The organism is Klebsiella sp. KPN54798 (assembly GCF_021184225.1).
Lineage (GTDB): Bacteria > Pseudomonadota > Gammaproteobacteria > Enterobacterales > Enterobacteriaceae > Klebsiella > Klebsiella pneumoniae.
Map to the genome: position 1 here is coordinate 4,428,169 of NZ_CP089234.1, position 24,992 is coordinate 4,453,160.

General features: G+C 57.0%; 24 protein-coding genes and 1 pseudogene. 15 read left to right on the plus strand and 10 right to left on the minus strand.

Annotation, left to right across the window (positions count from 1 at the left end):
• The first annotated feature begins 30 nt into the window (after nt 1–30).
• The 5 genes from pcnB to panD all read left to right on the plus strand — a co-directional run bounded on the left by pcnB (nt 31) and on the right by panD (nt 4,152).
• Nucleotides 31–1,425 (plus strand): polynucleotide adenylyltransferase PcnB, encoded by a 1,395-nt coding sequence (gene pcnB / locus LPQ25_RS21335; RefSeq protein WP_071526609.1) that lies wholly within the window; start codon nt 31–33, stop codon nt 1,423–1,425.
• Nucleotides 1,422–1,901: a 2-amino-4-hydroxy-6-hydroxymethyldihydropteridine diphosphokinase gene (folK, locus tag LPQ25_RS21340; protein ID WP_012737407.1), complete on the plus strand. Its 480-nt coding sequence runs from the start codon at nt 1,422–1,424 to the stop codon at nt 1,899–1,901. Before pcnB ends, folK begins: the two co-directional genes overlap by 4 nt.
• 120 nt (nt 1,902–2,021) lie before the next feature.
• Nucleotides 2,022–2,813: a 3-methyl-2-oxobutanoate hydroxymethyltransferase gene (gene panB, locus LPQ25_RS21345; RefSeq protein ID WP_002888841.1), complete on the plus strand. Its 792-nt coding sequence runs from the start codon at nt 2,022–2,024 to the stop codon at nt 2,811–2,813.
• 11 nt (nt 2,814–2,824) lie between these two features.
• On the plus strand, nt 2,825–3,679 hold the full coding sequence (gene panC / locus LPQ25_RS21350; RefSeq protein ID WP_002888835.1) for a pantoate--beta-alanine ligase: 855 nt from the start codon (nt 2,825–2,827) through the stop codon (nt 3,677–3,679).
• A gap of 92 nt (nt 3,680–3,771) precedes the next feature.
• A complete protein-coding gene (gene panD, locus LPQ25_RS21355; RefSeq protein WP_002888834.1) occupies nt 3,772–4,152 on the plus strand; it encodes an aspartate 1-decarboxylase in 381 nt (126 codons plus the stop codon).
• 35 nt (nt 4,153–4,187) lie between these two features.
• On the opposite strand, the gene LPQ25_RS21360 is transcribed toward panD, so the two are convergent.
• The 4 genes from LPQ25_RS21360 to LPQ25_RS21375 all read right to left on the minus strand — a co-directional run bounded on the left by LPQ25_RS21360 (nt 4,188) and on the right by LPQ25_RS21375 (nt 7,756).
• Nucleotides 4,188–5,441, minus strand: coding sequence for a polysaccharide deacetylase family protein (locus LPQ25_RS21360; protein WP_004145907.1), 1,254 nt, complete (start codon nt 5,439–5,441; stop codon nt 4,188–4,190).
• 58 nt (nt 5,442–5,499) lie between these two features.
• Entirely contained in the window at nt 5,500–5,940 is a 441-nt protein-coding gene (locus LPQ25_RS21365) for a PTS sugar transporter subunit IIA (protein ID WP_004177394.1), read from the minus strand.
• Nucleotides 5,941–6,062: 122 nt separating this feature from the next.
• Complete coding sequence (locus tag LPQ25_RS21370) at nt 6,063–6,833, minus strand: ABC transporter permease (protein WP_002888827.1); 771 nt, start codon at nt 6,831–6,833, stop codon at nt 6,063–6,065.
• Entirely contained in the window at nt 6,830–7,756 is a 927-nt protein-coding gene (locus LPQ25_RS21375; protein WP_002888823.1) for an ABC transporter ATP-binding protein, read from the minus strand. Before LPQ25_RS21375 ends, LPQ25_RS21370 begins: the two co-directional genes overlap by 4 nt.
• Before the next feature lie 184 nt (nt 7,757–7,940).
• On the opposite strand from LPQ25_RS21375, the gene can reads away from it, so the two are divergent.
• The gene (can, locus tag LPQ25_RS21380; protein ID WP_002888821.1) at nt 7,941–8,603 is read left to right on the plus strand and encodes a carbonate dehydratase; all 663 of its coding nucleotides are present in this window, start codon (nt 7,941–7,943) and stop codon (nt 8,601–8,603) included.
• A gap of 59 nt (nt 8,604–8,662) precedes the next feature.
• Here the strand turns inward: can and hpt are convergent, their stop codons facing one another.
• Together hpt and LPQ25_RS21390 are read right to left on the minus strand one after the other, a co-directional pair.
• Nucleotides 8,663–9,199, minus strand: a complete 537-nt coding sequence (gene hpt / locus LPQ25_RS21385) for a hypoxanthine phosphoribosyltransferase (RefSeq protein ID WP_002888819.1) — start codon at nt 9,197–9,199, stop codon at nt 8,663–8,665.
• A gap of 4 nt (nt 9,200–9,203) precedes the next feature.
• A complete protein-coding gene (locus LPQ25_RS21390) occupies nt 9,204–9,323 on the minus strand; it encodes a hypothetical protein (protein ID WP_012542835.1) in 120 nt (39 codons plus the stop codon).
• Nucleotides 9,324–9,403: 80 nt separating this feature from the next.
• On the opposite strand from LPQ25_RS21390, the gene LPQ25_RS21395 reads away from it, so the two are divergent.
• The gene (locus tag LPQ25_RS21395; protein WP_002888816.1) at nt 9,404–11,794 is read left to right on the plus strand and encodes a glucose/quinate/shikimate family membrane-bound PQQ-dependent dehydrogenase; all 2,391 of its coding nucleotides are present in this window, start codon (nt 9,404–9,406) and stop codon (nt 11,792–11,794) included.
• 83 nt (nt 11,795–11,877) lie between these two features.
• On the opposite strand, the gene cueO is transcribed toward LPQ25_RS21395, so the two are convergent.
• Nucleotides 11,878–13,476 (minus strand): multicopper oxidase CueO, encoded by a 1,599-nt coding sequence (gene cueO / locus LPQ25_RS21400; protein WP_004177397.1) that lies wholly within the window; start codon nt 13,474–13,476, stop codon nt 11,878–11,880.
• A gap of 145 nt (nt 13,477–13,621) precedes the next feature.
• Between cueO and LPQ25_RS21405 the strand changes: the two genes are divergently transcribed.
• The 6 genes and pseudogenes from LPQ25_RS21405 (at nt 13,622) to speD (ending at nt 18,479) form a co-directional block, all read left to right on the plus strand.
• The gene (locus tag LPQ25_RS21405) at nt 13,622–13,969 is read left to right on the plus strand and encodes a YacC family pilotin-like protein (protein ID WP_002888808.1); all 348 of its coding nucleotides are present in this window, start codon (nt 13,622–13,624) and stop codon (nt 13,967–13,969) included.
• A gap of 246 nt (nt 13,970–14,215) precedes the next feature.
• Complete coding sequence (locus LPQ25_RS21410) at nt 14,216–14,626, plus strand: hypothetical protein (protein ID WP_004145917.1); 411 nt, start codon at nt 14,216–14,218, stop codon at nt 14,624–14,626.
• Nucleotides 14,627–15,207: 581 nt separating this feature from the next.
• A pseudogene (locus LPQ25_RS21415) lies at nt 15,208–15,447 on the plus strand (FKBP-type peptidyl-prolyl cis-trans isomerase); the annotation flags it as partial.
• A 9-nt stretch (nt 15,448–15,456) separates the two neighbouring features.
• Complete coding sequence (locus LPQ25_RS21420; RefSeq protein ID WP_086642558.1) at nt 15,457–16,650, plus strand: FKBP-type peptidyl-prolyl cis-trans isomerase; 1,194 nt, start codon at nt 15,457–15,459, stop codon at nt 16,648–16,650.
• 149 nt (nt 16,651–16,799) lie between these two features.
• Nucleotides 16,800–17,660, plus strand: coding sequence for a polyamine aminopropyltransferase (speE, locus tag LPQ25_RS21425; RefSeq protein ID WP_012737405.1), 861 nt, complete (start codon nt 16,800–16,802; stop codon nt 17,658–17,660).
• A 24-nt stretch (nt 17,661–17,684) separates the two neighbouring features.
• A complete protein-coding gene (gene speD / locus LPQ25_RS21430) occupies nt 17,685–18,479 on the plus strand; it encodes an adenosylmethionine decarboxylase (RefSeq protein WP_002888739.1) in 795 nt (264 codons plus the stop codon).
• 72 nt (nt 18,480–18,551) lie between these two features.
• Here the strand turns inward: speD and yacL are convergent, their stop codons facing one another.
• Together yacL and acnB are read right to left on the minus strand one after the other, a co-directional pair.
• Nucleotides 18,552–18,914 (minus strand): protein YacL, encoded by a 363-nt coding sequence (yacL, locus tag LPQ25_RS21435; RefSeq protein ID WP_002888737.1) that lies wholly within the window; start codon nt 18,912–18,914, stop codon nt 18,552–18,554.
• A gap of 186 nt (nt 18,915–19,100) precedes the next feature.
• On the minus strand, nt 19,101–21,698 hold the full coding sequence (gene acnB, locus LPQ25_RS21440; protein ID WP_002888735.1) for a bifunctional aconitate hydratase 2/2-methylisocitrate dehydratase: 2,598 nt from the start codon (nt 21,696–21,698) through the stop codon (nt 19,101–19,103).
• 431 nt (nt 21,699–22,129) lie between these two features.
• On the opposite strand from acnB, the gene LPQ25_RS21445 reads away from it, so the two are divergent.
• Nucleotides 22,130–23,737, plus strand: coding sequence for a DUF3300 domain-containing protein (locus LPQ25_RS21445; protein ID WP_012737404.1), 1,608 nt, complete (start codon nt 22,130–22,132; stop codon nt 23,735–23,737).
• 11 nt (nt 23,738–23,748) lie between these two features.
• The gene (locus LPQ25_RS21450; RefSeq protein WP_014908013.1) at nt 23,749–24,555 is read left to right on the plus strand and encodes a DUF2950 family protein; all 807 of its coding nucleotides are present in this window, start codon (nt 23,749–23,751) and stop codon (nt 24,553–24,555) included.
• Nucleotides 24,556–24,601: 46 nt separating this feature from the next.
• On the opposite strand, the gene LPQ25_RS21455 is transcribed toward LPQ25_RS21450, so the two are convergent.
• Complete coding sequence (locus tag LPQ25_RS21455; RefSeq protein ID WP_012737402.1) at nt 24,602–24,886, minus strand: hypothetical protein; 285 nt, start codon at nt 24,884–24,886, stop codon at nt 24,602–24,604.
• Between the last annotated feature and the right edge of the window lie 106 nt (nt 24,887–24,992).

Sequence of the window (24,992 nt, forward strand, 5' to 3'; positions counted from 1 at the left end):
TGAAGTCCGTCTGACACTACGAGGTGCACCATTTTTACCCGAGTCGCTAATTTTTGCCGTAAGGTGCTAAGCCGTGAGGAGCGCGAGGCAGAAGCCGCCGTCGAACCAACGCCTATGACGGTGATCCCGCGTGAGCAGCATGCTATTTCCCGCAAAGATATCAGTGAAAACGCCCTCAAGGTCATGTACCGCCTCAACAAGGCGGGCTACGAATCCTGGCTGGTCGGCGGCGGCGTCCGCGACCTGCTGCTTGGCAAAAAGCCAAAAGATTTTGACGTTACCACCAACGCCACGCCGGATCAGGTACGCAAGCTGTTCCGCAACTGCCGTCTGGTTGGGCGACGTTTCCGCCTGGCGCATGTGATGTTCGGGCCGGAAATCATTGAGGTCGCCACCTTCCGTGGCCATCACGAAGGGCATACCACCGATCGCGTCACCTCCCAGCGGGGCCAGAACGGCATGCTGCTGCGCGATAACATCTTCGGCTCGATCGAGGAGGATGCCCAGCGTCGCGACTTCACTATCAACAGCCTCTATTACAGCGTGGCGGACTTTACCGTTCGCGACTACGTCGGCGGCATGAAGGATCTGCAGGACGGCGTGATCCGTCTGATCGGCAACCCGGAAACCCGCTATCGCGAGGATCCAGTGCGCATGCTGCGCGCGGTGCGCTTTGCCGCCAAGCTCAATATGACCATCAGCCCGGAAACGGCTGAACCGCTGCCGCGCCTGGCCGCCCTGCTCCACGATGTGCCGCCGGCGCGTCTGTTCGAAGAAGTGCTTAAGCTGCTGCAGGCCGGGTATGGCTACCAGACCTACATGCTGCTGCGGGAATACAGCCTGTTCCAGCCGCTGTTCCCGACCATCACCCGCTACTTTACCGAGCGCGGCGACAGCCCGATGGAGCGGATCATCAGCCAGGTGCTGAAGAATACCGATACCCGCATTCATAACGATATGCGCGTCAATCCGGCCTTCCTCTTCGCGGTGATGTTCTGGTATCCGCTGCTGGAGACGGCGCAAAAAATCGCTCAGGAGAGCGGCCTGGCGTACTACGACGCCTTCGCCCTGGCGATGAACGATGTGCTGGACGAAGCCTGCCGTACGCTGGCGATCCCTAAGCGCATCACCACCCTTATTCGTGATATCTGGCAGCTGCAGCTGCGCATGTCCCGTCGTCAGGGCAAACGCGCCTGGAAGCTGATGGAGCATCCGAAATTCCGCGCCGCCTATGACCTGCTGGAGCTACGCGCCGGCGCCGAGAACAACCACGAACTGCAGCGCCTGACCAAATGGTGGGGCGAATTCCAGGTCGCCGCGCCGCCGGCGCAAAAAGATATGCTCAACGACCTCGGGGACGATCCGGCGCCGCGCCGTCGTCACCGTCGTCCGCGCAAGCGCGCGCCGCGCCAGGGTAGCGCATGACTCTGGTCTATATCGCTCTTGGCAGCAACCTTGCTTCTCCACTGGAGCAGGCGCAGGCGGCTATCCGCGCCCTGGGCGAAATTCCGCACAGCCGCGTGGTCGCCGTCTCTTCGTTCTACCGCACGCCGCCGCTGGGCCCGCAGGATCAGCCGGACTATCTCAACGCCGCCGTTGCGCTGGAAACCGCCCTGCCCCCCGAGACGCTGCTCGATCATACTCAGCGCATCGAACTGCAGCAGGGGCGAGTGCGCAAAGCCGAACGCTGGGGGCCGCGCACGCTGGACCTCGATATCATGCTGTTTGGCGATGCTGTCATTAACAGCGAGCGCCTGACCGTTCCGCACTACGATATGAAAAACCGCGGCTTTATGCTCTGGCCGCTGTTCGAGATCGCCCCGGACCTTCACTTTCCTGACGGCCTGGCGCTGCGCGCCGTGCTGGATAATCTCGGCGCGGAAAAGCCCGCCAGCTGGTAATCCCCTCTCCCTTTTTTAGCATTTGCGGCGATCGTCGTAATCGGTTGCCCAAAATCATTGCCCCTCTGAATGCTGCTGTTAGAATGCCGGTTAATATGACTTTCATCATCAGGAAATGTTATGAAACCGACCACCATTGCCCTGCTGCAGAAATGCAAACAGGAAAAGAAGCGCTTTGCCACCATTACCGCCTACGATCACAGCTTCGCGAAGCTGTTCGCCGATGAAGGCATAAATGTGCTGCTGGTAGGCGACTCGCTGGGAATGACGGTGCAGGGTCACGACTCCACCCTGCCGGTTACCGTGGAAGATATCGCCTATCACACCCGCGCCGTCCGCCGCGGCGCGCCAAACAGCCTGCTGCTTGCCGACCTGCCGTTCATGGCCTATGCCACCCCCGAGCAGACCTTTGCAAATGCCGCCATCGTGATGCGCGCTGGCGCCAATATGGTCAAACTCGAGGGCGGCGCCTGGCTGGCCGACACCGTGAGGATGCTGGCGGAGCGCGCGGTGCCGGTTTGCGGCCATCTTGGCCTGACGCCGCAGTCGGTGAACGTATTCGGTGGGTATAAAGTGCAGGGTCGCGGCGATGCGGCGCAGACCCTGTTTGAAGACGCGTTAGCGCTGGAGGCGGCGGGTGCGCAGCTGTTGGTCCTGGAGTGCGTGCCGGTTGAACTGGCGAAGCGCATCACCGACGCTCTGACCATTCCAGTGATCGGCATCGGCGCGGGCAATGTCACCGACGGGCAAATCCTCGTGATGCATGACGCTTTCGGCATTACCGGCGGCCACATTCCTAAATTTGCCAAGAATTTCCTTGCCGAAGCGGGCGACATCCGCGCCGCGGTGCGGCAGTATATTGCCGAAGTCGAATCCGGAGTCTATCCGGGCGAAGAACACAGTTTCCATTAAGGAGTCTTGTTGTGCTGATTATTGAATCCGTACTGCTGCTGCGGCAGCATATCCGCCGTCTGCGTCAGGAAGGTAAGCGTATCGCGTTGGTCCCGACGATGGGCAACCTGCATGATGGTCATATGAAGCTGGTTGATGAAGCCAAAGCCAGTGCGGACGTGGTGGTGGTCAGTATTTTCGTCAATCCGATGCAGTTTGACCGCGTCGACGACCTGGCGCGCTACCCGCGCACCTTACAGGATGATTGCGAAAAGCTGAACAAACGTCATGTCGACTTTGTCTTCGCGCCGACGCCGGCGGAAGTGTACCCCCAGGGTACTGAAGGCCAGACCTACGTCGACGTTCCGGGATTATCCACCATGCTCGAAGGCGCCAGCCGCCCGGGCCATTTCCGCGGCGTGTCGACCATCGTCAGTAAGCTGTTCAACCTTGTTCAACCAGACGTCGCCTGCTTCGGCGAGAAAGACTTCCAGCAGTTGGCGCTGATCCGCAAGATGGTCGCCGACATGGGCTACGACATTGAGATCATCGGCGTGCCGATCGTCCGCGCGAAAGATGGCCTGGCGCTGAGTTCGCGTAACGGCTACCTGACCGCCGACCAGCGCAAAATCGCGCCTGGTCTGTATAAAGTGCTGAGCGCGGTGGCGGAAAAGCTGGCCGCCGGCGATCGCCAGCTCGATGAGATCATCGCTATCGCTGAACAGGAGCTGAATGAGAAAGGCTTCCGCGCCGACGACATTCAGATCCGCGATGCCGACACCCTGCTTGAGCTGACCGATGCCAGCCAGCGCGCGGTGATCCTGATGGCCGCCTGGCTGGGGCAGGCTCGCCTGATCGACAACCGGATCGTCACGCTCGCTCAGTAGACAGCGGGTAAAAATCGGGCAATACTGCCCGGGCTTTTCTCAGGGCGGGCGCCGTGTCCGCTCTGCTACATTAAGGTTGAAGGGTAGAAGTTATGATGCGTAATATGCTGCAGGGCAAGCTCCACCGCGTAAAAGTCACGCAGGCGGACCTGCACTATGAAGGTTCTTGCGCCATTGACCAGGACTTCCTGGATGCGGCCGGTATTCTGGAGAATGAAACTATTCACCTCTGGAACGTCACCAACGGCAACCGTTTCTCCACCTACGCCATTGCCGCCGAGCGGGGCTCCCGGATCATCTCCGTTAACGGCGCCGCCGCGCACTGCGCCAGCGTCGGCGATATTTTGATCATCGCCAGCTTCGTTACCATGTCGGACGAAGAGGCGCGCAGCTGGCAACCTAACATCGCCTACTTCGAAGGCGACAACGAAATGAAGCGCCAGGCGAAAGCTATTCCGGTACAGGTCGCCTGATGGCCGCGACGCTGCGCTCAGGCGCAGCGTCGGTATTACCCCTGCGGCTGGTTACTGATCAGCCGCGACATCGTCTCCAGCGAATCCGTGCGTAAGATATATAACCGCTTTAACAGAAACGGATTGTCCCCCGGCTTCACCTTCCCACGCACCGTCGTTACCGCCATATGAAACCCGGCGTCATTCGCCGCCTGCACCGCCGTAGCGTTATAGCCGCCGAAGGGATAGGAAAGGTAGAGAACGTGCGGATTAAACTGGCTCAGCGCCCGGCGCGAGCGGGCGAAATCAAACAGAATATTATGGTAATTGCGACTGAATAAAATCGGCCGCCGGCCGGCGTCAACCCGATGCAGGAAGTGAGTATGCGACTGAATATCAAAGACGTCCTGGATCTGGCGTAGCTCGGAAATGCTCATAAACTGCAGGGATTTCGGATCCCACTTCTGCGGATGGCGCTTAATACGCGAGGAGATAATAAACGCGGTGGCATGGAAACCGTACTGTTTCAGCACCGGATAGGCGTAGCGGTTCACCGATTTCAAGCCATCATCGAAAGTGATCGCCACCGCCCGCGCCGGGAGATTGATTTTATTACGCACATAGCCTTCCAGCTGATACAGGGTCAGCGTGGTATAGCCCTGATCGCGCAGCCAGGTCATCTGATTCGTGAAGGCGCGAACCGAGGTGGTGGTCGACGTATGACGAAAACGGGTGTTCTCTTCATCGCGCAGAATATGGTGATAGGTCAGCACGGGAATACCGTGATCCTCCTGCGCGTCCAGACTACTGACCCACGCCAGCCGGTCGCCAATGCGGATCTGAAACCAGGTCTGATTGAGCCGGTCCTTCAGCTTGCTGAGGATCGGATAGCGCAGATTGTTGGCCAGCGTGCCGAACGGCGCGCTGCTTACCGAGGGAGCGTCATAGAGCGGTGTATCTTTCCAGGTGAGTAAATTTTGGTTACTCAGCGGTTTATTAAGATCCCCCAAACGGTCCTCCACCCGCTGCTTGCCCTGCACCGGCTCGAGATGCCCTTTATCAATAAACCCGGTGCCAAAGCCGAAACGAAACTCATAGTAGTCAGCCGCCGTCGGGACGACTGCGAGGATCTGCCCGGCACGAACATTGCCGACGCTGACCACATGGTTTCCCACCTGCGCCCAGATGACCGCGTCTTCGGTGGTTTGCATATAGCGCACAGCCTTGCCCTGCTGGCTAAGCAGGCTGGCGGAGGCGCTGAGTGAGGTCAGGAAAAGAAGCAGGGTCAAAAATCGGGCAAGCATACGCATCAAACCGTTATACCATCAACGGCGGTTATTGTAACAAAAGCGGTATCTGTCCCGCTGCTTAATTTCCCCAGGCATCATGGCGCAACCGGAACGGGGGGTTCTTCTGCTGCTGATGCCACAGGCTGCTCACCATCGGCCCGCCCGCGCTGACGATCGCCTGGCGAAACGCCACGCTGCTTAACGTGCCTCGCAGGAGATACATTCGCTCAAGGAGTGGATAGCTGACGCCGGAGATCACTTCGCAGTGGGTATGTTTGTGGCTCATCAGCGCCGCGGCCCGATAAGGCGCCGCACCGGTTTTGTCAGTGAGAAAAATGACCCCGTCCCCGGAGTCGGTGGCATGCAGCGCATCGCACATCATCCGGCTCAACATATTGCTGCTGAGATTGCGCCAGTAATTGACCGCCCGGCACTGGGCCAGCGGACCAAACTTTTGTTCAAGACGATCCAGCATCTCCTGCGCCAGCTCATCGTGACAGGTAATGACCCATCCGAGCATGCTTCCCTCCTTAGCCAGCGAATAATGTAGCAAGGTGAAGATGACGTATCGGTGATGGGAGTCAAAGATAAGCGGTTAGCGCTTCGCATATTTACTTCAGGAAGCGCTAACCATGATGAGTATCAGCTACGCAGGCCGCGACCGCGCTGAATTAACGACCAGCACAGCAGATAGAAGGCGACAATGAACACCACCAGCACGGCGAAGGTGGTCGCCAGCGGGACGTCGTTGATACCGAGGAAGCCGAAGCGAAAACCGCTGATCATGTAGACGATGGGGTTCAGATGCGACAGCCCCTGCCAGAACGGCGGCAGCAGGGTCAGCGAGTAGAACACCCCGCCGAGATAGGTCAGCGGCGTCAGCACAAAGGTCGGGATCAGGCTAATGTCATCGAAGGTCTTGGCAAACACCGCGTTCAGCAGCCCGGCCAGCGAGAACAGCACCGCGGTGAGGAGCAGCGTCAGGGCGACAAACAGCCAGGAGTGAACCTGGAACGGCACAAAGAATAGCGACACCGCGGTCACCAGGATACCTACGCACAGTCCTCGCGCTACCCCGCCGCCCACGTAGCCGGCGATAATCACATGCGTCGGCACTGGCGCCACCAGCAGCTCTTCAATATTGCGCTGAAACTTGGCGCTGAAGAAGGATGAGGCGACGTTGGCGTAAGCATTAGTGATCACCGCCATCATGATCAGGCCTGGGACGATAAACTGCATATAGGTAAAACCATGCATCTCACCAATGCGCGAGCCGATCAGGTTGCCAAAGATCACGAAATACAGGGTCATGGTGATCACCGGCGGCACCAGCGTCTGTACCCAGATGCGCATAAAACGGTGGATCTCTTTGGTCCAGATGCTTTTCAGCGCGACCCAATAAAGCTGCATCATGCTGATTCTCCTTTTCGCTCATGCACCAGCGTGACAAACAGCTCTTCCAGACGGTTAGCTTTGTTACGCATACTCAGTACCTGCACCCCCTGGGCGCTCAGCTGCGCGAAGACGCTGTTAATTCCCTGCTCACGCAGAACCTCCACTTCCAGCGTCGAGGTATCGACCAGCTGGTACTGGTAGCCTTCGAGCTTCGGCACCGGGCTTTTTGGCGCGAGGTCAAGAATAAAGGTCTCTGACTTCAGCTTCGACAGCAGCGCTTTCATCGAGGTGTTTTCCACCAGCTCGCCGTGCTGGATGATGCCGATGTTGCGACATAGCATTTCGGCCTCTTCGAGATAGTGGGTGGTCAGGATAATGGTGGTTCCGCGATCGTTGAGATCCTTGAGAAAGCCCCACATCGAGCGACGCAGTTCAATATCGACGCCGGCGGTCGGTTCGTCGAGGATCAGCAGCTTCGGCTCATGCATCAACGCGCGGGCGATCATCAGACGGCGCTTCATCCCGCCGGAGAGCATCCTCGCGCGTTCGTTGCGTTTTTCCCACAGGTCGAGCTGTTTTAAATACTTTTCACTGCGGGAAAGGGCTTCTTTACGCTCAACGCCGTAGTAGCCCGCCTGGTTAACGACGATCTGCTGCACGGTTTCGAACGGGTTGAAGTTAAACTCCTGCGGCACCAGGCCAAGCTGGCGCTTGGCATTGACGACGTCTTTCTCCAGATCGTAGCCAAAGACATTGACCTGACCAGAGGTTTTGTTCACCAGCGAGCTGATGATGCCGATGGTCGTGGATTTTCCGGCCCCGTTCGGGCCCAGCAGGGCATAAAAATCCCCCGCTTCGACCTGCAGGTCGATCCCCCGCAGCGCCTGAACCCCGCCGGGATAGGTTTTTTTGAGCTGTTTTAATTCCAGAGCAATGGTCATTAAATATCTCTTCTCGTGTCGTGACACGTCATTAACCCGCCTGACTCACGTTTGCGCTGGACCGGCGCTGACGCCGCCAACGCATCTGCAGCCTGAAGTATCACGGGTTAAGATGGTTTTAAAAAAGGTGAGCTTACCCTATATTAGCGCAACGCACTTACTTGGTTACAGGCCGATAACGTCCATGAATGATATAGATACACTCATCAGCAACAATGCACTATGGTCAAAAATGCTGGTGGAAGAGGACCCCGGCTTTTTTGAGAAACTGTCGCAGACGCAGAAACCGCGCTTCCTGTGGATTGGCTGTTCGGACAGCCGCGTTCCCGCTGAGCGACTCACCGGCCTGGAGCCTGGCGAACTGTTCGTGCATCGTAACGTAGCGAACCTGGTGATCCACACCGATCTCAATTGTCTGTCGGTGGTGCAGTATGCCGTCGATGTCCTGGAAGTCGAGCACATTATTATCTGCGGCCACTACGGCTGCGGCGGCGTGCAGGCGGCGGTGGAGAACCCGGAGCTGGGGCTTATCGACAACTGGCTGCTGCATATCCGCGATATCTGGTTTAAGCACAGCTCGCTGCTCGGTGAAATGCCAGAGGAGCGCCGTCTGGATACCCTTTGTGAACTGAACGTGATGGAACAGGTGTACAATCTGGGACATTCGACGATTATGCAATCCGCGTGGAAGCGCGGACAGAAGGTGACCATCCACGGCTGGGCTTACGGGATTCACGACGGACTGCTGCGCGATCTGGATGTCACCGCTGTGAGCAGGGAAACCCTCGAACAGCGCTATCGCCACGGGATCTCCAACCTCAAGATCAAGCACATCAACCACAGATAGCCTTCAGACTTCGCCACCCTGGAGAGCGCGGCGCGCGCTGTCCAGAGTGGGATATCCCCTTACTCGTCCAGCAGGGTGACTTTGCCGATATACGGCAGATGGCGGTAGCGCTGAGCATAGTCGATACCGTAGCCCACCACGAACTCATCCGGAATCGCGAAACCGACGTATTCAACCGGGACGTTCACTTCGCGGCGGCTGGGTTTATCAAGTAGCGTACAAATGGCCAGCGATTTCGGCTCGCGCAGGCTGAGGATTTCGCGAACTTTAGACAGGGTATTGCCGGAGTCGATGATGTCTTCCACGATCAGAACGTCTTTACCACGGATGTCTTCATCCAGATCTTTAAGGATTTTCACATCACGAGTGGTGGACATGCCGCTGCCGTAGCTGGAGGCGGTCATAAAATCGACTTCATGCGGCACCTGCACTTCACGGCACAGGTCGGCCATGAACATAAACGAGCCGCGCAGCAGCCCCACCAGCACCATTTCGCTGCCGCTATTCTGATAATGTTCGTTGATTTGACGACCCAGTTCCGCGATACGCGCTTTGATCTCGGATTCCGGGATCATCACTTCTACAGTATGTTTCATAATACTAACCATTTGATTCTAAATATAAATCATCAAAGCCGCTGCTTTCGCCCCGACGATGACCGGCAAGCCATCCAGTATACCAGCAAAAAGAAATCTTCGGTGCAGGGATTAATAAAGCCATATTTGTGATTCCGATCACACTTGTTAAATCCTATAATTAATTGCAGTTAAAAAATTTAACAAACACATGAGTAACTTTTTATGGCTGAAACAAAGTCTCAACAATCAAGGCTCCTGGTGACGCTGACTGCGCTATTTGCAGCGTTCTGCGGCCTCTATCTATTAATCGGCGGGGCATGGCTGGTCGTGCTTGGCGGCTCCTGGTACTACCCTATCGCCGGGCTGGTGATGCTGGGCGTGACCGTAATGCTGTTCCGCGGCAAGCGCGCTGCTCTGTGGCTGTACGCCGCGCTGCTTCTGGCGACCATGATCTGGGGCGTCTGGGAAGTTGGTTTCGACTTCTGGGCGTTGACGCCGCGTAGCGATATCCTCGTCTTCTTTGGCATCTGGCTGATCCTGCCCTTTGTCTGGCGTCGTCTGCCGGTGCCTTCCGCTGGCGCCGTTGGCGCGCTGGTCGTCGCCCTGCTGATCAGCGGCGGCATGCTGACCTGGGCTGGTTTTAACGACCCGCAGGAAGTCAACGGCACCCTGAGCGCCGACGCTACGCCGGCCGCACCGATTTCCACCGTCGCCGACGGCGACTGGCCGGCCTATGGCCGTAACCAGGAAGGCCAGCGCTTCTCCCCGCTGAAGCAGATTAACGCCGATAACGTGAAGAACCTGAAGGAAGCCTGGGTGTTCCGCACCGGCGACCTGAAACAGCCGAACGATCCGGGTGAAATCACTAACGAAGTGACGCCGATTAAAGTCGGCGATACGCTCTTCCTGTGTACCGCTCACCAGCGCCTGTTTGCGCTGGACGCCGCCACCGGTAAAGAGAAGTGGCATTTTGACCCGCAGCTGAACGCCGATCCGTCGTTCCAGCACGTCACCTGCCGCGGTGTTTCTTATCACGAAGCGAAAGCGGATAACGCCCCTGCCGACGTCGTCGCCGACTGTCCGCGCCGCATTATCCTGCCGGTGAACGATGGTCGCCTGTTCGCGGTAAACGCCGACAACGGTAAGCTGTGCGAAACCTTTGCTAATAAAGGTATTCTCAATCTGCAGACCAACATGCCGGTTACCACGCCGGGCATGTATGAACCCACTTCACCGCCGATCATCACCGATAAAACCATCGTGATTGCCGGCGCGGTCACCGATAACTTCTCTACCCGCGAGCCGTCAGGCGTGATCCGCGGCTTTGATGTGAATACTGGTAAACTGCTGTGGGCCTTCGATCCGGGTGCGAAAGATCCGAACGCCATCCCGAGCGATGAACATCACTTCACGCTCAACTCGCCGAACTCATGGGCGCCTGCCGCCTACGACGCTAAGCTGGATCTGGTCTATCTGCCGATGGGCGTGACCACTCCGGACATCTGGGGCGGCAACCGTACGCCGGAGCAAGAGCGTTATGCCAGCTCGATTGTGGCACTGAACGCCACCACCGGTAAGCTGGCCTGGAGCTATCAGACCGTCCATCACGATCTGTGGGATATGGACATGCCTTCCCAGCCGACGCTGGCTGATATTGAGGTCAACGGCAAAACCGTACCGGTCATCTATGCCCCAGCGAAAACCGGCAACATCTTCGTGCTGGATCGTCGTAACGGCGAGCTGGTGGTCCCGGCGCCGGAAAAACCGGTTCCGCAGGGCGCTGCCAAAGGTGATTACGTTACCAAAACCCAGCCCTTCTCCGATCTGAGCTTCCGTCCGAAGAAAGATCTGACCGGCGCGGACATGTGGGGCGCCACTATGTTCGACCAGCTGGTGTGCCGCGTGATCTTCCACCAGCTGCGCTATGAAGGTATCTTCACCCCGCCGTCTGAGCAGGGCACCCTCGTCTTCCCGGGTAACCTGGGGATGTTTGAATGGGGCGGTATCTCCGTCGATCCGAACCGTCAGGTGGCTATCGCCAACCCGATGGCGCTGCCTTTCGTCTCAAAACTGATCCCGCGCGGGCCAGGCAATCCGATGGAGCCGCCGAAAGATGCGAAAGGCTCTGGTACCGAGTCCGGCGTGCAGCCGCAGTACGGCGTCCCGTACGGCGTAACGCTGAACCCGTTCCTGTCGCCGTTCGGCCTGCCGTGCAAACAGCCGGCCTGGGGGTATATCTCCGCCCTGGATCTGAAAACCAACGAAGTGGTATGGAAAAAACGTATCGGTACTCCGCAGGACAGCCTGCCGTTCCCGATGCCGGTTAAACTGCCGTTTACCATGGGGATGCCGATGCTGGGCGGTCCAATCTCCACGGCCGGTAACGTCCTGTTCATCGGCGCGACTGCAGATAACTACCTGCGCGCGTACAATATGAGCAACGGCGAGAAGCTGTGGGAAGCCCGTCTGCCAGCCGGCGGTCAGGCGACTCCGATGACCTACGAAGTGAATGGCAAACAGTATGTTGTCATCTCTGCCGGCGGTCACGGCTCGTTCGGTACCAAAATGGGCGATTATATTGTCGCCTATGCGCTCCCGGATGACGCCAAATAAAACGCAAAACGGCAACGAAAGTTGCCGTTTTTTTTGGTGTTCCGTCCTTCTTCCCGTAGGGGATGGCAGCAGGTCGCAGAGACTTAAACCGTGAACCCCAACATCATCCCGGTGTCTTCATGTTCCAGCAGGTGGCAGTGGGCCATATAGGCAAACTCCTTCGGCGCCGGATGATCAAACTTCACTAATACTTCACTCACGTCCCCTTCCACACGAACGGTGTCTTTCCAGCCGCGACGATGCGCCGCTGGCGGCTTGCCGTTTTCGCTGAGGATACGGAACTGGGTGCCGTGGATATGGAACGGATGCAACATCATGTCGCCCTTACCTGAAATCACCCAGCGCTCATACTGGCCTCTGGCGGCGGCAAACATCGGCTCATTCATGTCGAAGGCTTTGCCGTTGATGCGGTTGGCGTTATGGAAATCAAAGCCCTTGCCTGACGACATGCCATGCTCCATGCCGGATCCGTGGTTCATGCTCATGTCGCCGTGATGCATATTCCCCATGTCGCTCATGTCGCCATGCCCCATCATGCCGTGATCCATTCCGGCCATCGCCTGGTCGCCATACTTCTCCATCAGCGCCTGCATGCCCATCCGGTCGAGCATCGGATCCATCGACAGCTGGAGCTGACGCTGCGTCAGCCCCGTCAGGGACGGTAACGCCGGGAGAGCAGCCAGAGTATCCAGCAGCTTGCCGGAGGCGGGAATGACCAGCGGCTGGACGCGCAGTACCGGCTGTGGTTTATCAAAAGGCGCAATCGCCATGCCCATCTGGCTCACCGGCAGGGTCACCAGATCGAAAGGTTTACCGTCGCTGGTGTCCACCAGCACCTCAAAGCGTTCACCCATCAAGACCGGCAATTCATCGACCTTGACCGGCTCGGCCAACAGACCGCCATCGCTGGCCACTACGTACAGCGGGCGCTTATCGCTGGTGGCAAAATTGAGGGAACGGGCATTACAGCCGTTCAGCAAGCGCAGGCGCAGCCAGCCGCGCGGCGCGGCATGTTCGGGATAGAGGGCCCCATTGGTCAGTAGCGTATCGCCAAACCAGCCGACGGCGGCGCTCATCACATCCAGCTGATAGTCGATCTCGCCGGCGGCGGTGAACTTCTTATCCTGGACGATCACCGGCACATCATCGATTCCCCACTGCTTAGGCAGCAGCAGGCGCCCGCTCTCTTCATCCTCGATCAGCACCAGGCCGGCCAGCCCCATCGCCACCTGCCGGCCGGTGCTCCCATGCTGATGCGGATGAAACCAGCAGGTCGCCGCCCGCTGCGTTGGCGTGAAGCTTACCGTGCGGGTGGCACCCGGCGCGATAACCCCCTGTGGCCCCCCGTCGACCTCGCCCGGTACCTCCAGACCATGCCAGTGCAGCGTGGTCTCTTCCGCCAGCTGGTTAGTAATATCCACCGTGACGGTCTTCCCCTGCGTGAGCTGTAGCGCAGGGCCCAGCAGCGACCCGTTGTAGCCCCAGGTAGTGGCATTCAGGGCGCCAAACCGCGTTTTGCCCGCCTGGATCCTGAGCGCGATGCGGTTGCGCGCATCGGCGGCTAACAGCGACGGTATCGGCAGAGCCGGGCGACTGGCGGCAAAGACCGCCCGGCTCCATAACGGCAATGCGCTGGCCATGCCGACCGCGGCGGTCAGTTTGAGGAAGTCTCGACGTTGCATATTCACATCCTTTTATTCTGCGGGCGAATATTTGAGCTTAAACCCTACCGTAACGGGAAGGTCAAGCAGAAGAGTAAGAATAAAGATCGGCGCTGTGTAAAGAAGTATGCTAATTTGAAGCGTCGGTGATCTAATGGTAGAAAAAATGAAGACGCTTTTCAGAACAATGGTACTCGGCAGCCTGCTTGCTCTCTCCGCCAACAGCTACGCGCTCAGCGAATCCGAAGCGGAAGATATGGCTGATTTAACCGCGGTTTTTGTGTTTCTGAAAAACGACTGTGGCTACCAGAACCTGCCCAACACGCAGATCCGTCGCGCGCTGGTGTTCTTTGCCCAACAGAACCAGTGGGACCTGAGCAACTATGACAGCTACAACATGAAAGCGCTTGGCGAAGACAGCTATCGCGATCTTAGCGGCATTAACATTCCGACGGCGAAAAAATGTAAAGCGCTGGCCCGCGATTCGCTCAGCCTGCTGGCTTACGTTAAATAATTCCCTGCGCGGGCGGCAACGCTCCGCGCCTTTAGCATTTCAATTTCCCCTTTAAATATTTATATTTATTATTGTATATAAACAAACCTTATTTAATTGCGAACCTATCAATTTGCCAAATAAAGTAAACCCATAATAATGAAGAATGACTAAAAAACTAATAAAATATCATTATTCATATATTGCAAAATTAAAAGCACCCTTCTAGAATCCGGTAAAAATATACCTACTTCATGGACTGAAATTGTGAATATCTCGCTGACACTTCGTGTTATCCCACTCGCCGCGCTGTTAGTAGCCGGCTGTAGCAATACCTCTTCCCGCCAGCCGGTTAAACCGATCGCCACGCCGCTGACGTCACAGCAGCAGGCAGAGCAGGAGCGGGCGGCCAGCGAACAAGCGCGCATTGAATCCTGTCGCCAGGCGCTGGATTCGCTAAAAGAGGTTAACCCACAGCAAGCCACTAAACTCAGCAATGACTTTAACGCTTTAGTGCGCGCGGCGTCACAATATAATAGCGTGCGCGAGAAAGTGGCAGATCCTACCCGGCTTGGCATTGACTCCATGTATCAGTTTAAATCCATCAAACTGTGCGCCGATATCCAGAAAACGCTGATCGATAGCCTGGTACAGCGTGGTGAAAGCAAACAGCCATGAACAGAGCCGCCACGCTGACCCTCAACGCGCCCCTGCTGATGCTCGTCGCTGCGCTGGCGCTTTCAACCCCTTTCACCGCCGGCGCCGCGCCGGCCTTTCTTGATTACGCCCAACAGCAAACCCAGCAATCTCAGGCGCAAGAAAAAAACGATGCCGCAAGCGCAAAACAAACACAAGAAAGCCGCCAGAGCGCAGATAATAAAAAAACCGGTACCAGCACCTCACAATTACAAAAAAGAATCACCAGCCAGCAGGCGGCGATTGCACAAAAAGATAAGCTTATACAGCAATTAAAAAAACAGCTTGCCGCTACGCCGCAAACGGATACTGCCGGAGCGAATGAGCAAGCGGCGTTGAATAAGAGAATTAATGAATTACAGGTCGCCTTAAGCGCCGCTACTGCAGAAAAAGAGGCATTAATAAAAAAAGCAGGCGTTGTGCAGAATAATAATCTACAGCAAAGCCAGGCCGCGGCGCGTCAGCAGATCCAGCAATTAACGACGCAGATTCAGCAAGCCGAAGCTGAAAATAAACGCCTCAGCGCCAGCTTTACCACGCTTAATAAAGATAAACACGCGCTAATGACCCAACTGGCCGCAACGGAAAAAGAGAAACAGGCCGCTCTTGAGCAGGTCAAAGCGCTTAACGCTGACAAACAGCCGCTGACGACCCGGCTGGCCGCCGCGGAAAAAGAGAAACAGGCCGTCCTCGAGCAGGTTAAGGCCCTTAACGCCGATAAACAGTCGCTGACTATTCGCCTCGCCGCTGCGGAGAAAGCGCAGCAGGCCGCTGTTGACCAGGCTAAAGCGCTTAACGCTGACAAACAGCCGCTGGCTACCCGACTGGCCGCCGCGGAAAAAGAGAAACAGGCCGTCCTCGAGCAGGTTAAGGCCCTTAGCGCCGATAAGCAGTCGCTGACTATTCGCCTCGCCGCTGCGGAGAAGGCGCAGCAGGCCGCTCTTGACCAGGCTAAAGCGCTTAACGCTGACAAACAGCCGCTGGCGACCCGGCTGGCCGCCGCGGAAAAAGAGAAACAGGCCGTCCTCGAGCAGGTTAAAGCCCTTAACGCCGATAAGCAGTCGCTGACTATTCGCCTCGCCGCTGCGGAAAAGACGCAGCAGGCTGCCCTCGATCAGGTCAAAGCCCTTAACGCCGATAAACAATCGCTGTCCACCCGGCTGGCCGCCGCGGATAAAGCGCCGCATGGCCCCGCTAACGACGCCGCTGCGCCAAAAAATGAGCCACCAGAGATGGCGGCCATAGTGGCAGCCTATCGCCTGCAGGCGGATAAAGACAACGCCCAGCTACGGATGAAAGAAGATGAAATCGAACTGCTGAGAACGCAGCTTTCTGTACAGTCCAAAACGCGCAGCGGCGAGAGCGCCGCCGCCAAACTCAGCGCATCGGGAGAACAGCAGGCTTATGCGATCGGCGCCTCGATGGGAAGCGAGGCGCTCAACGTCCTTACCACCCGTCGTACTCAGGGAGTTACCGTCGACGCAGGCCTGGTGCTGCAGGGCATCGAAGATGCCTTTCGCGGCCAGCTTCGTCTCGGAGAGCAGGAACGTAACAAGGCGCTGTTTGATGTGTCGCAGCAGGTTTTTCAGAACCTGAATAAAATAGAGCAGAAAAACATCAGTGCCGGCAAGAAATATCAGCAGGCGTTTGCGCGCAAAAAAGATGTGGTCTTTAAAGAGGGCGTCTACAGCCGCGTCGATTACCTGGGTAAAGGAAAAATAAGCGGTAATGACCTGGTTACCGTGGTGATCAAAGAGATGCTGACGGACGGGACGGTGATCAACGATATGGAAGCGAAAGATCAGGCGCTTACGCAAAAGCTGGATGCCTATCCCCCGGTGTTTCGCGAACCGCTGAAGCGTCTACAGAACCACGGCTCCGTGACGCTCGTCGTCCCGCCTGAAAAGGCCTATGGCAGTAAAGGATTACCGCCAAAAATCCCGCCAGGCGCCACCATGGTTTATTCCGTGCGGATAGTAGATAGCCAACCCGAGCCGGCAAAATAGCCTCATCCTCTCCACCGCCCTTCCGGGGCGGTGGCTGTTATTCCTGCCTCATTGCTGCAATAACCGCCGTGCATCCTCATCTATAGTTGTCTATGATGTTGCACTCGTTTTACGGGTGTAACAGATGTTAACGAAGGAGGAGCCTTATCGTGGCCGATAATCCACTGTGGCATGAAACGCTGCATGACCATTTTGGTCAGTATTTTAGCGTTGATAACGTGCTGTACCACGAAAAAACCGATCATCAGGATCTGATCATCTTTGATAACCGCGCCTTTGGCCGGGTGATGGCGCTGGATGGCGTCGTACAAACCACCGAACGCGACGAGTTCATCTATCACGAAATGATGACCCATGTGCCGCTGCTGGCTCACGGCAACGCGAAGCATGTGTTGATCATTGGCGGCGGCGATGGCGCGATGCTGCGCGAAGTCTCTCGTCACCGTAGCATCGAAACCATCACCATGGTGGAAATCGACGCCGGGGTAGTTTCATTCTCCCGCCAGTACCTGCCGAACCATAACGCCGGCGCCTATGACGATCCGCGCTTTACGCTGGTGATTGATGATGGCGTCAATTTTGTTAATCAGACGACGCAAACGTTTGACGTGATCATTTCGGACTGTACCGACCCTATCGGCCCGGGAGAAAGCCTGTTCACCTCGGCTTTTTATGAAGGCTGCAAACGCTGCCTGAACCCGGGTGGGATCTTTGTTGCCCAGAACGGCGTCTGCTTCCTGCAACAGGATGAAGCGGTAGGCAGCCATCGCAAGCTAAGCCACTATTTTCGCGACGTCAGCTTCTACCAGGCGGCAATTCCAACCTATTACGGCGGGATCATGACCTTTGCCTGGGCGAGCGACAATGAGGCGCTGCGCCATCTCTCCAGCGAAATCATTCAGGCGCGCTTTCACAAAGCCAACCTGACCTGCCGTTACTACAATCCGGCAATCCATACGGCGGCCTTCGCCTTACCACAATATCTGCATGATGCTCTGTCCGCACCGTGACGCGAAATAAGGGGGTGAACTAAATTGAAAAAATTGAAGCTGCACGGCTTTAACAACCTGACCAAAAGCCTGAGTTTTTGTATCTACGATATCTGTTACGCCAAAACGGCAGAAGAGCGCGACGGCTACATCGCCTATATCGACGAACTCTATAATGCCAATCGCCTGACGGAGATCCTGACAGAAACCTGTTCTATTATTGGCGCCAATATCCTGAATATCGCCCGTCAGGATTATGAACCCCAGGGCGCCAGCGTGACCATTCTGGTCAGCGAAGAGCCTGTCGATCCCAAGCTGATTGACCAGACCGAACATCCTGGCCCGCTACCGGAAACCGTGGTCGCCCATCTCGATAAGAGCCATATCTGCGTGCATACCTACCCGGAGAGCCATCCGGAGGGCGGCCTGTGCACCTTCCGCGCCGATATCGAAGTTTCAACGTGCGGCGTCATTTCCCCGCTTAAAGCGCTGAACTATCTGATTCACCAGCTGGAATCGGACATTGTGACCATTGACTACCGTGTGCGCGGCTTTACCCGCGATATCAATGGGATGAAGCATTTTATCGATCATGAAATCAATTCGATTCAGAACTTTATGTCCGACGATATGAAGTCGTTGTATGACATGGTCGACGTCAACGTTTATCAGGAAAATATCTTCCATACCAAAATGTTGCTCAAGGAGTTCGACCTTAAGCACTACATGTTCCATACCCGACCGGAAGAGTTGACTGCCGAAGAGCGCAAGGTCATTACCGACCTGCTATGGAAAGAGATGCGCGAGATTTACTACGGCCGCAATATTCCTGCCGTGTAATCTATGAAATGCCCGGCGGCGCTTTTGCTTGCCGGGCCTGTAGTTCTGCGCCACCCGACATAAAAGGCGTCATTAACGCTGCTGCATAAACTCACGATAGGCGGCGACCACCTGCAGGAAATCCTCAACACCGCACAGAGAGAGACTTTCTTCGTCGTAGTAGCTCATCCCCTCCTCGATTTCGTCGCCGGAGAACTCCAGCTGATTGGCGCGGATCATCACCTCTTCGCCATCCAGCCACAGCGTATATTCATGCCCGGCACGCTGCCAGGAACGCTCGCTGCCCTTCACGGTGCGCGCAGCCTGCTCCACTTCGTCCAGCAGAGCAAGATTGCCTTTCACCTCCTCGTTGAACCAGTGGCCGATCGCCTCGTGATCCATCGACATTCGCACCTTTACCACTCCGGTAATATCGCGCAGAAATTCGTAATCCATAGTCTTTTCCTCTGCAAGGGCAATGCGTCACCGCTGCACTGTACCCATGCAGTAATTATCGCAGCAGACAGAAAGAAAAAAAGCGTAGCAGGCAGGAGGTTTGGAAATAAAAATGCCCGGTGATGCAATGTTCACCGGGCATTGGAGAGTTTATCGCCAAACGGTCAGTCGGGCTGACCGTTTGGTTTACACCGCGGTCTGGAAGATCACGCCGTCAGCTTTTTCAGTGTACTGATCCAGCTGGTTGAAGTTCAGATAACGGTAGGTATCTTCCGCCGTCTTATCCACCTGCGCCACGAAGGTCTGGTACTCTTCCGGCGTCGGCAGTTTGCCGAGCAGCGAAGCCACCGCTGCCAGTTCGGCAGAGGCCAGATAGACGTTAGCGCCGGTACCTAAACGGTTCGGGAAGTTACGGGTAGAGGTGGAAACCACCGTCGCGCCGTCGGCCACGCGCGCCTGGTTACCCATACACAGGGAACAGCCAGGGATTTCGATACGCGCCCCGCTCTTACCAAACACGCTATAGTAGCCTTCTTCGGTCAGCTGCGCGGCATCCATACGGGTTGGCGGCGCCACCCACAGGCGAGTCGGCAGTTGGCCTTTGTGGCTGTCCAGCAGCTTACCGGCGGCACGGAAGTGGCCGATGTTGGTCATGCAGGAGCCGATGAACACTTCGTCGATCTTCTCGCCCTGCACATCAGACAGCAGGCGGGCATCGTCCGGATCGTTCGGCGCGCACAGAATCGGCTCTTTAATATCCGCCAGATCGATGTCGATCACTGCCGCGTATTCCGCGTCAGCATCGGCTTCCAGCAGCTGCGGATCCGCCAGCCATTTTTCCATGCCCTGGATACGACGCTCCAGGGTACGGCGGTCGCCGTAGCCTTCGGCGATCATCCACTTCAGCAGAACGATGTTAGAGTTCAGATACTCAACGATCGGCTCTTTATTCAGTTTGATGGTGCAGCCGGCGGCAGAACGCTCAGCCGAGGCATCGGTCAACTCGAACGCCTGCTCGACTTTCAGATCCGGCAGACCTTCGATCTCGAGGATGCGACCAGAGAAGATGTTTTTCTTACCTTTCTTCTCTACGGTCAGCAGGCCCTGCTTAATGGCGTACAGCGGGATGGCGTGGACCAGGTCACGCAGGGTGATCCCCGGCTGCATTTTACCTTTGAAACGCACCAGCACCGATTCCGGCATATCCAGCGGCATCACGCCGGTCGCGGCGGCGAAGGCCACCAGACCAGAGCCCGCCGGGAAGGAGATGCCGATTGGGAAACGGGTGTGGGAGTCACCGCCGGTACCCACGGTATCCGGCAGCAGCATGCGGTTCAGCCAGGAGTGAATCACGCCATCGCCCGGACGCAGAGAAACACCGCCGCGGTTCATGATGAAGTCCGGCAGAGTGTGGTGCGTGGTAACGTCAACCGGCTTCGGGTAGGCCGCGGTGTGGCAGAAGGACTGCATCACCAGGTCTGCAGAGAAGCCCAGGCACGCCAGGTCTTTCAGCTCATCACGGGTCATTGGACCGGTGGTGTCCTGAGAACCGACGGAGGTCATTTTCGGTTCGCAATAAGCGCCCGGACGGATACCGGCAACGCCGCAGGCGCGGCCAACCATTTTCTGCGCCAGCGAGAAGCCGCGGGTGCTTTCCGCCACGTCTTTCGCCTGACGGAAGACATCGCTGTGCGGCAGGCCCAGCGCTTCACGCGCTTTGGTGGTCAGACCGCGACCGATGATCAGCGGAATACGGCCGCCGGCGCGCACTTCGTCGATCAGCACATCGGTTTTCAGCTCGAAGCTGGCCAGCAGTTCGTTGGTCTCGTGGTTACGCACTTCGCCTTTGAACGGGTAAACGTCGATTACGTCGCCCATGTTCAGGTTAGATACATCAACTTCGATAGGCAGCGCGCCCGCATCTTCCATGGTGTTGAAGAAAATTGGCGCGATTTTACCGCCCAGACACAGGCCGCCACCGCGCTTGTTCGGCACGTTCGGGATATCGTCGCCCATAAACCACAGCACCGAGTTGGTGGCGGATTTACGTGAAGAACCGGTCCCGACCACGTCGCCGACGTAGGCCAGCGGGTAGCCTTTCTGCTGCAGGGCTTCGATCTGTTTGATTGGGCCAACCACGCCCGGCTGATCCGGCTCAATGCCTTCGCGGGGGTTTTTGAGCATTGCCAGCGCATGCAGCGGGATATCCGGGCGTGACCACGCATCCGGCGCCGGAGAGAGATCATCGGTGTTCGTTTCGCCGGTGACCTTGAAGACGGTAACAGTGATTTTCTCTGCCAGCTGCGGACGGTTCAGGAACCACTCGGCGTCAGCCCAGGATTGCATAACCTGTTTAGCATGCTCGTTACCCGCTTTGGCTTTCTCTTCCACGTCGTAGAAGTTATCGAACATTAGCAGGGTATGGGAGAGCGCTTTCGCGGCAATCGGCGCCAGTTTCGCGTCGTCCAGCGCATCGATCAGCGGATGGATATTGTAACCGCCCTGCATGGTGCCCAGCAGTTCAACGGCTTTTTCAGGGGTAACCAGGGGGGAGGTCGCTTCGCCTTTGGCGATCGCGGCAAGGAATCCAGCTTTAACATAGGCGGCTTCATCGACGCCCGGCGGTACACGGTTAATCAGCAGGTCTAACAGGAATTCTTCTTCGCCCGCAGGCGGGTTTTTCAGCAGTTCTACCAGCGCGGCCATTTGGGTTGCATCTAAGGGTTTGGCAACAATCCCCATGGCGGCACGCTCAGCTACGTGCTTACGGTATTCTTCTAGCACGACGGTTCTCCTCGCTCTCATTGTCATAATGCGGCCTACACGTCTTCAATCAATCTGCCTCTGTCCTGGCTTAGCTTGCCGCGTGACGCATCTTGAAGGATTTAGTGGCTGGGCGATTTTCTTCACGCTCCTGTGAGACAGCAGTTTGTAGGGTAAATGCCCGATACCGCGTCGGCAGCATAGCAGGATTTTTGAAAGGTGTTAATCTGTTTACAAAAAAGCAACATTAAAATTTAGCTGAATCGTTAAGGGCAGGATATTGCAGGCTTTCTGTTCAAATCCCACGACAAAAATTCCTTTCCGCGTACAACGCCACGGGCCGATCCCAACAATAATCAATAAAAAGCCATACCGCTTACTTATACTCAGCAAACGCGCCGTTTTCGCAGATACTTTAGCGAGATGGGTTACTTTTTGGGTCAGGAGTTTCCATGTCACTGCCGTTCAAACCCCATATTATCGCCCTGCTCTGTAGCGCTGGCTTACTCGCGGCGGCAGGAACACTCTATGTGCAAAGCCGAACCCCAGCGACGATCGCTGAACCGCCTGCGCAGCAAGCGCCAGCGCCCGCAGCGTCGACGACACAGCCGGTGGCCGCCACTTACACCCAGGCGCAAATTGATCAGTGGGTCGCCCCTATCGCGCTCTACCCGGACAGCCTGCTGTCGCAGGTGTTGATGGCCTCCACTTATCCCGACAACGTCCTGCAGGCGGTCCAGTGGTCCCAGGATAACCCCGCGATGAAAGGGGATGCGGCCGTGCAGGCGGTTGCCAGCCAGCCGTGGGACCCTAGCGTCAAATCTCTTGTCGCTTTCCCTGCCCTGCTGGCGATGATGGGCGAGAATCCGCCCTGGGTGGAAAATCTTGGCAATGCGTTTTTGGCCCAGCCGCATGATGTGATGGATTCAGTGCAGCGCCTGCGCGCCATTGCCCAACAAACCGGGACGCTGAAATCCACACCGCAGCAGAAAGTGATTGTCACCCCTGCCGCACCGGTTTCAGCCAGCAGCAGCACGGCAGCAACCGCAACCGCCCACACAGCGGCGCCTGCGCCCACGCAGGTCATTAAAATAGAGCCGACCAATCCACAGGTGGTCTATGTTCCCAGCTATAACCCCTCCACCGTCTATGGTACCTGGCCGAACAGCGCCTATCCGCCGGTCTATCTGCCGCCCCCTCCCGGGGAGCAGTTTACCGATAGCTTCGTCAAAGGCTTCGGGTACAGCCTCGGCGTGGCCACCACCTGGGCGCTGTTCAGCAGTATCGACTGGGATGATGATGACCATCACCATCACGATGACGACTACCACCACGGCGATTACTCGCATAATGGCGATAACATCAATATTAATGTAAATAATTTCAATCATATAACAGGAGAAAACCTGCCGGGAAACCACGTTAACTGGCAGCACAATCCTGCCTATCGCGGACACACACCGTATCCCGATAATACGGTAGCTCAGCGCTTCCATCAGACCAACGTTTCCGGCGGACTGAGCGCGACCCAACATGCGCCAGTCGATCGCGAAGCGCAGCGCCAGGCAGCGATGACCCAGCTGCAGCATAACGTACCGACGGCCACAGCGGGCAACCTGGCGGCAAACAACGCCTCACGCGACGCCCAGCGTCAGGCGGCCTCGGCGCAGCTGAAGCAAGCCACCCAACGCAGTAATTACCGCGGTTACGACAGTACGCCGACCCAACAGCAGCGTCGCGAGGCGGCAAAAACGCAGCTGAAAAACCCCACGCCGCAGCAACAGCAGCGTCGAGAAGCCGCCAGGAGCCACGAGCAGAACCGCACACCTCAGCAGCAGCAGCGCCGGCAGCAGTTCCAGTCCGCCACGCCAGCCCAGCGTCAGCAGACGCTCAGCCATCTGCGCGCCAACGCCCTTAGCGGCAACGAAAGCCGCGCCCCCTCCTGGCAAGCGCAGCAGGAACGAGGACTGCAGAGCCGCCAGTTTTCCGGCGTAAACCGCGAGTTACGCGATGGCACCAGAGAACGTCTTTCCGAACACCATGAACTGCGTCGCCGCTAAGGATGAGCAGAATGAGAAACCCATTATCCGTTGCCCTGTTTACGTTAATGCTGTCGCCGCTTGCCGCCTTCGCCCAACAGCAGTTTGCCACGCCGGAACAGGCCGCAACTGCGCTGGCCGAAGCGATCAGCCAGCCTAATGAAGCCGCGCTGAGCGAATTACTCGGCGATAACTGGCAGCAGTTTTTACCCACGGACGGGATCGACCCTGCCGCCGTCGATCGCTTTCAACGCGACTGGCAGGTGAAACATGTCATCATCCAGCAGGGTGACAAAGCCTGGCTCGATGTCGGTAGCGAGGCATGGCGTCTGCCCGTGCCTATCGTAAAAGCGTCTGAGGGATGGCGCTTTGATATGGCCGCTGGCGAAGAGGAGATCCTCACCCGCGCCATCGGCCGCAATGAGCTGTCGGCGATCGCCGCCATGCATGCCTATGTTGATGCCCAGCAGGATTATTATCATCTGAACCACCGCTGGGCGCAGAAAATCATCAGTAGCGAAGGCAAAAAAGATGGCTTGTACTGGCCAACTTCGCCGGGCGAAGCGCCAAGCCCGCTCGGTCCGGCCTTTAGCCCGACGGTGCCCGGTAGCGGCTACCATGGCTATCGCTTTCGAATTATCGCCGGTCGCGATGACCAGAGCGTCGCCTTGCTGGCCTGGCCGATAGCCTGGGGTGAAACCGGCGTGATGAGCTTTATGATCGATCAGCAGGATAGGGTCTATCAGGCCAATCTCGGTGAAGAGAGCGCCGCAAAGGCACAGGAGATAACGCGCTTTACCCCCGACGCTGACGCCGGCTGGCAGGTGGCAGAACCTTAAAAAAAAACGCCCGGTTGCACTCACGCAACCGGGCGTTTTCATTCACTTAGCCCTGGTGAGGCATCAGAGAAGGATCGCCGGCAAAGGCTGGTTTTGTGCTGGATAATGCCGCTTCGTCAGCGCTGATGCTACCGGAATTCGCCGCCCATACCCCTTCATTGGTCTTCGTCACCTGCTGATGCTGGGCATTCAGATCCTGGCCCATCGCCGCAATGTGGGTCGTTTCCGTACCGCCGCTGTTGTCCGCCCAGGGAATGTTGGCGTCAGCGGCGTAAGCCATACCGGTAAAAAACGTTGCAGCGACCAGCGCTGTGGTTAAAAAGCGTTTCATCTCACACCTCATCGATATCGTTAACTACCTATAAGTTTACTGAGTGACTATTTTCAAAGTATGTATGAGGTGTAGCGGTTTATGAACAGTGACATAGTTCTAAACA

Excerpts from the sequence above, each read along its gene's own strand:
- LPQ25_RS21395 (WP_002888816.1), top strand. The coding sequence starts at position 9,404 with ATGGCTGAAACAAAGTCTCAACAATCAAGGCTCCTGGTGACGCTGACT.
- LPQ25_RS21370 (WP_002888827.1), bottom strand. The coding sequence starts at position 6,833 with ATGATGCAGCTTTATTGGGTCGCGCTGAAAAGCATCTGGACCAAAGAG.
- panD (WP_002888834.1), top strand. The coding sequence starts at position 3,772 with ATGATGCGTAATATGCTGCAGGGCAAGCTCCACCGCGTAAAAGTCACG.
- hpt (WP_002888819.1), bottom strand. The coding sequence starts at position 9,199 with ATGAAACATACTGTAGAAGTGATGATCCCGGAATCCGAGATCAAAGCG.
- LPQ25_RS21365 (WP_004177394.1), bottom strand. The coding sequence starts at position 5,940 with ATGCTCGGATGGGTCATTACCTGTCACGATGAGCTGGCGCAGGAGATG.
- LPQ25_RS21405 (WP_002888808.1), top strand. The coding sequence starts at position 13,622 with ATGAAGACGCTTTTCAGAACAATGGTACTCGGCAGCCTGCTTGCTCTC.
- LPQ25_RS21445 (WP_012737404.1), top strand. The coding sequence starts at position 22,130 with ATGTCACTGCCGTTCAAACCCCATATTATCGCCCTGCTCTGTAGCGCT.
- yacL (WP_002888737.1), bottom strand. The coding sequence starts at position 18,914 with ATGGATTACGAATTTCTGCGCGATATTACCGGAGTGGTAAAGGTGCGA.
- LPQ25_RS21455 (WP_012737402.1), bottom strand. The coding sequence starts at position 24,886 with ATGAAACGCTTTTTAACCACAGCGCTGGTCGCTGCAACGTTTTTTACC.
- panB (WP_002888841.1), top strand. The coding sequence starts at position 2,022 with ATGAAACCGACCACCATTGCCCTGCTGCAGAAATGCAAACAGGAAAAG.
- LPQ25_RS21375 (WP_002888823.1), bottom strand. The coding sequence starts at position 7,756 with ATGACCATTGCTCTGGAATTAAAACAGCTCAAAAAAACCTATCCCGGC.
- cueO (WP_004177397.1), bottom strand. The coding sequence starts at position 13,476 with ATGCAACGTCGAGACTTCCTCAAACTGACCGCCGCGGTCGGCATGGCC.
- LPQ25_RS21390 (WP_012542835.1), bottom strand. The coding sequence starts at position 9,323 with ATGGCTTTATTAATCCCTGCACCGAAGATTTCTTTTTGCTGGTATACT.
- LPQ25_RS21360 (WP_004145907.1), bottom strand. The coding sequence starts at position 5,441 with ATGCGTATGCTTGCCCGATTTTTGACCCTGCTTCTTTTCCTGACCTCA.
- can (WP_002888821.1), top strand. The coding sequence starts at position 7,941 with ATGAATGATATAGATACACTCATCAGCAACAATGCACTATGGTCAAAA.
- folK (WP_012737407.1), top strand. The coding sequence starts at position 1,422 with ATGACTCTGGTCTATATCGCTCTTGGCAGCAACCTTGCTTCTCCACTG.
- LPQ25_RS21450 (WP_014908013.1), top strand. The coding sequence starts at position 23,749 with ATGAGAAACCCATTATCCGTTGCCCTGTTTACGTTAATGCTGTCGCCG.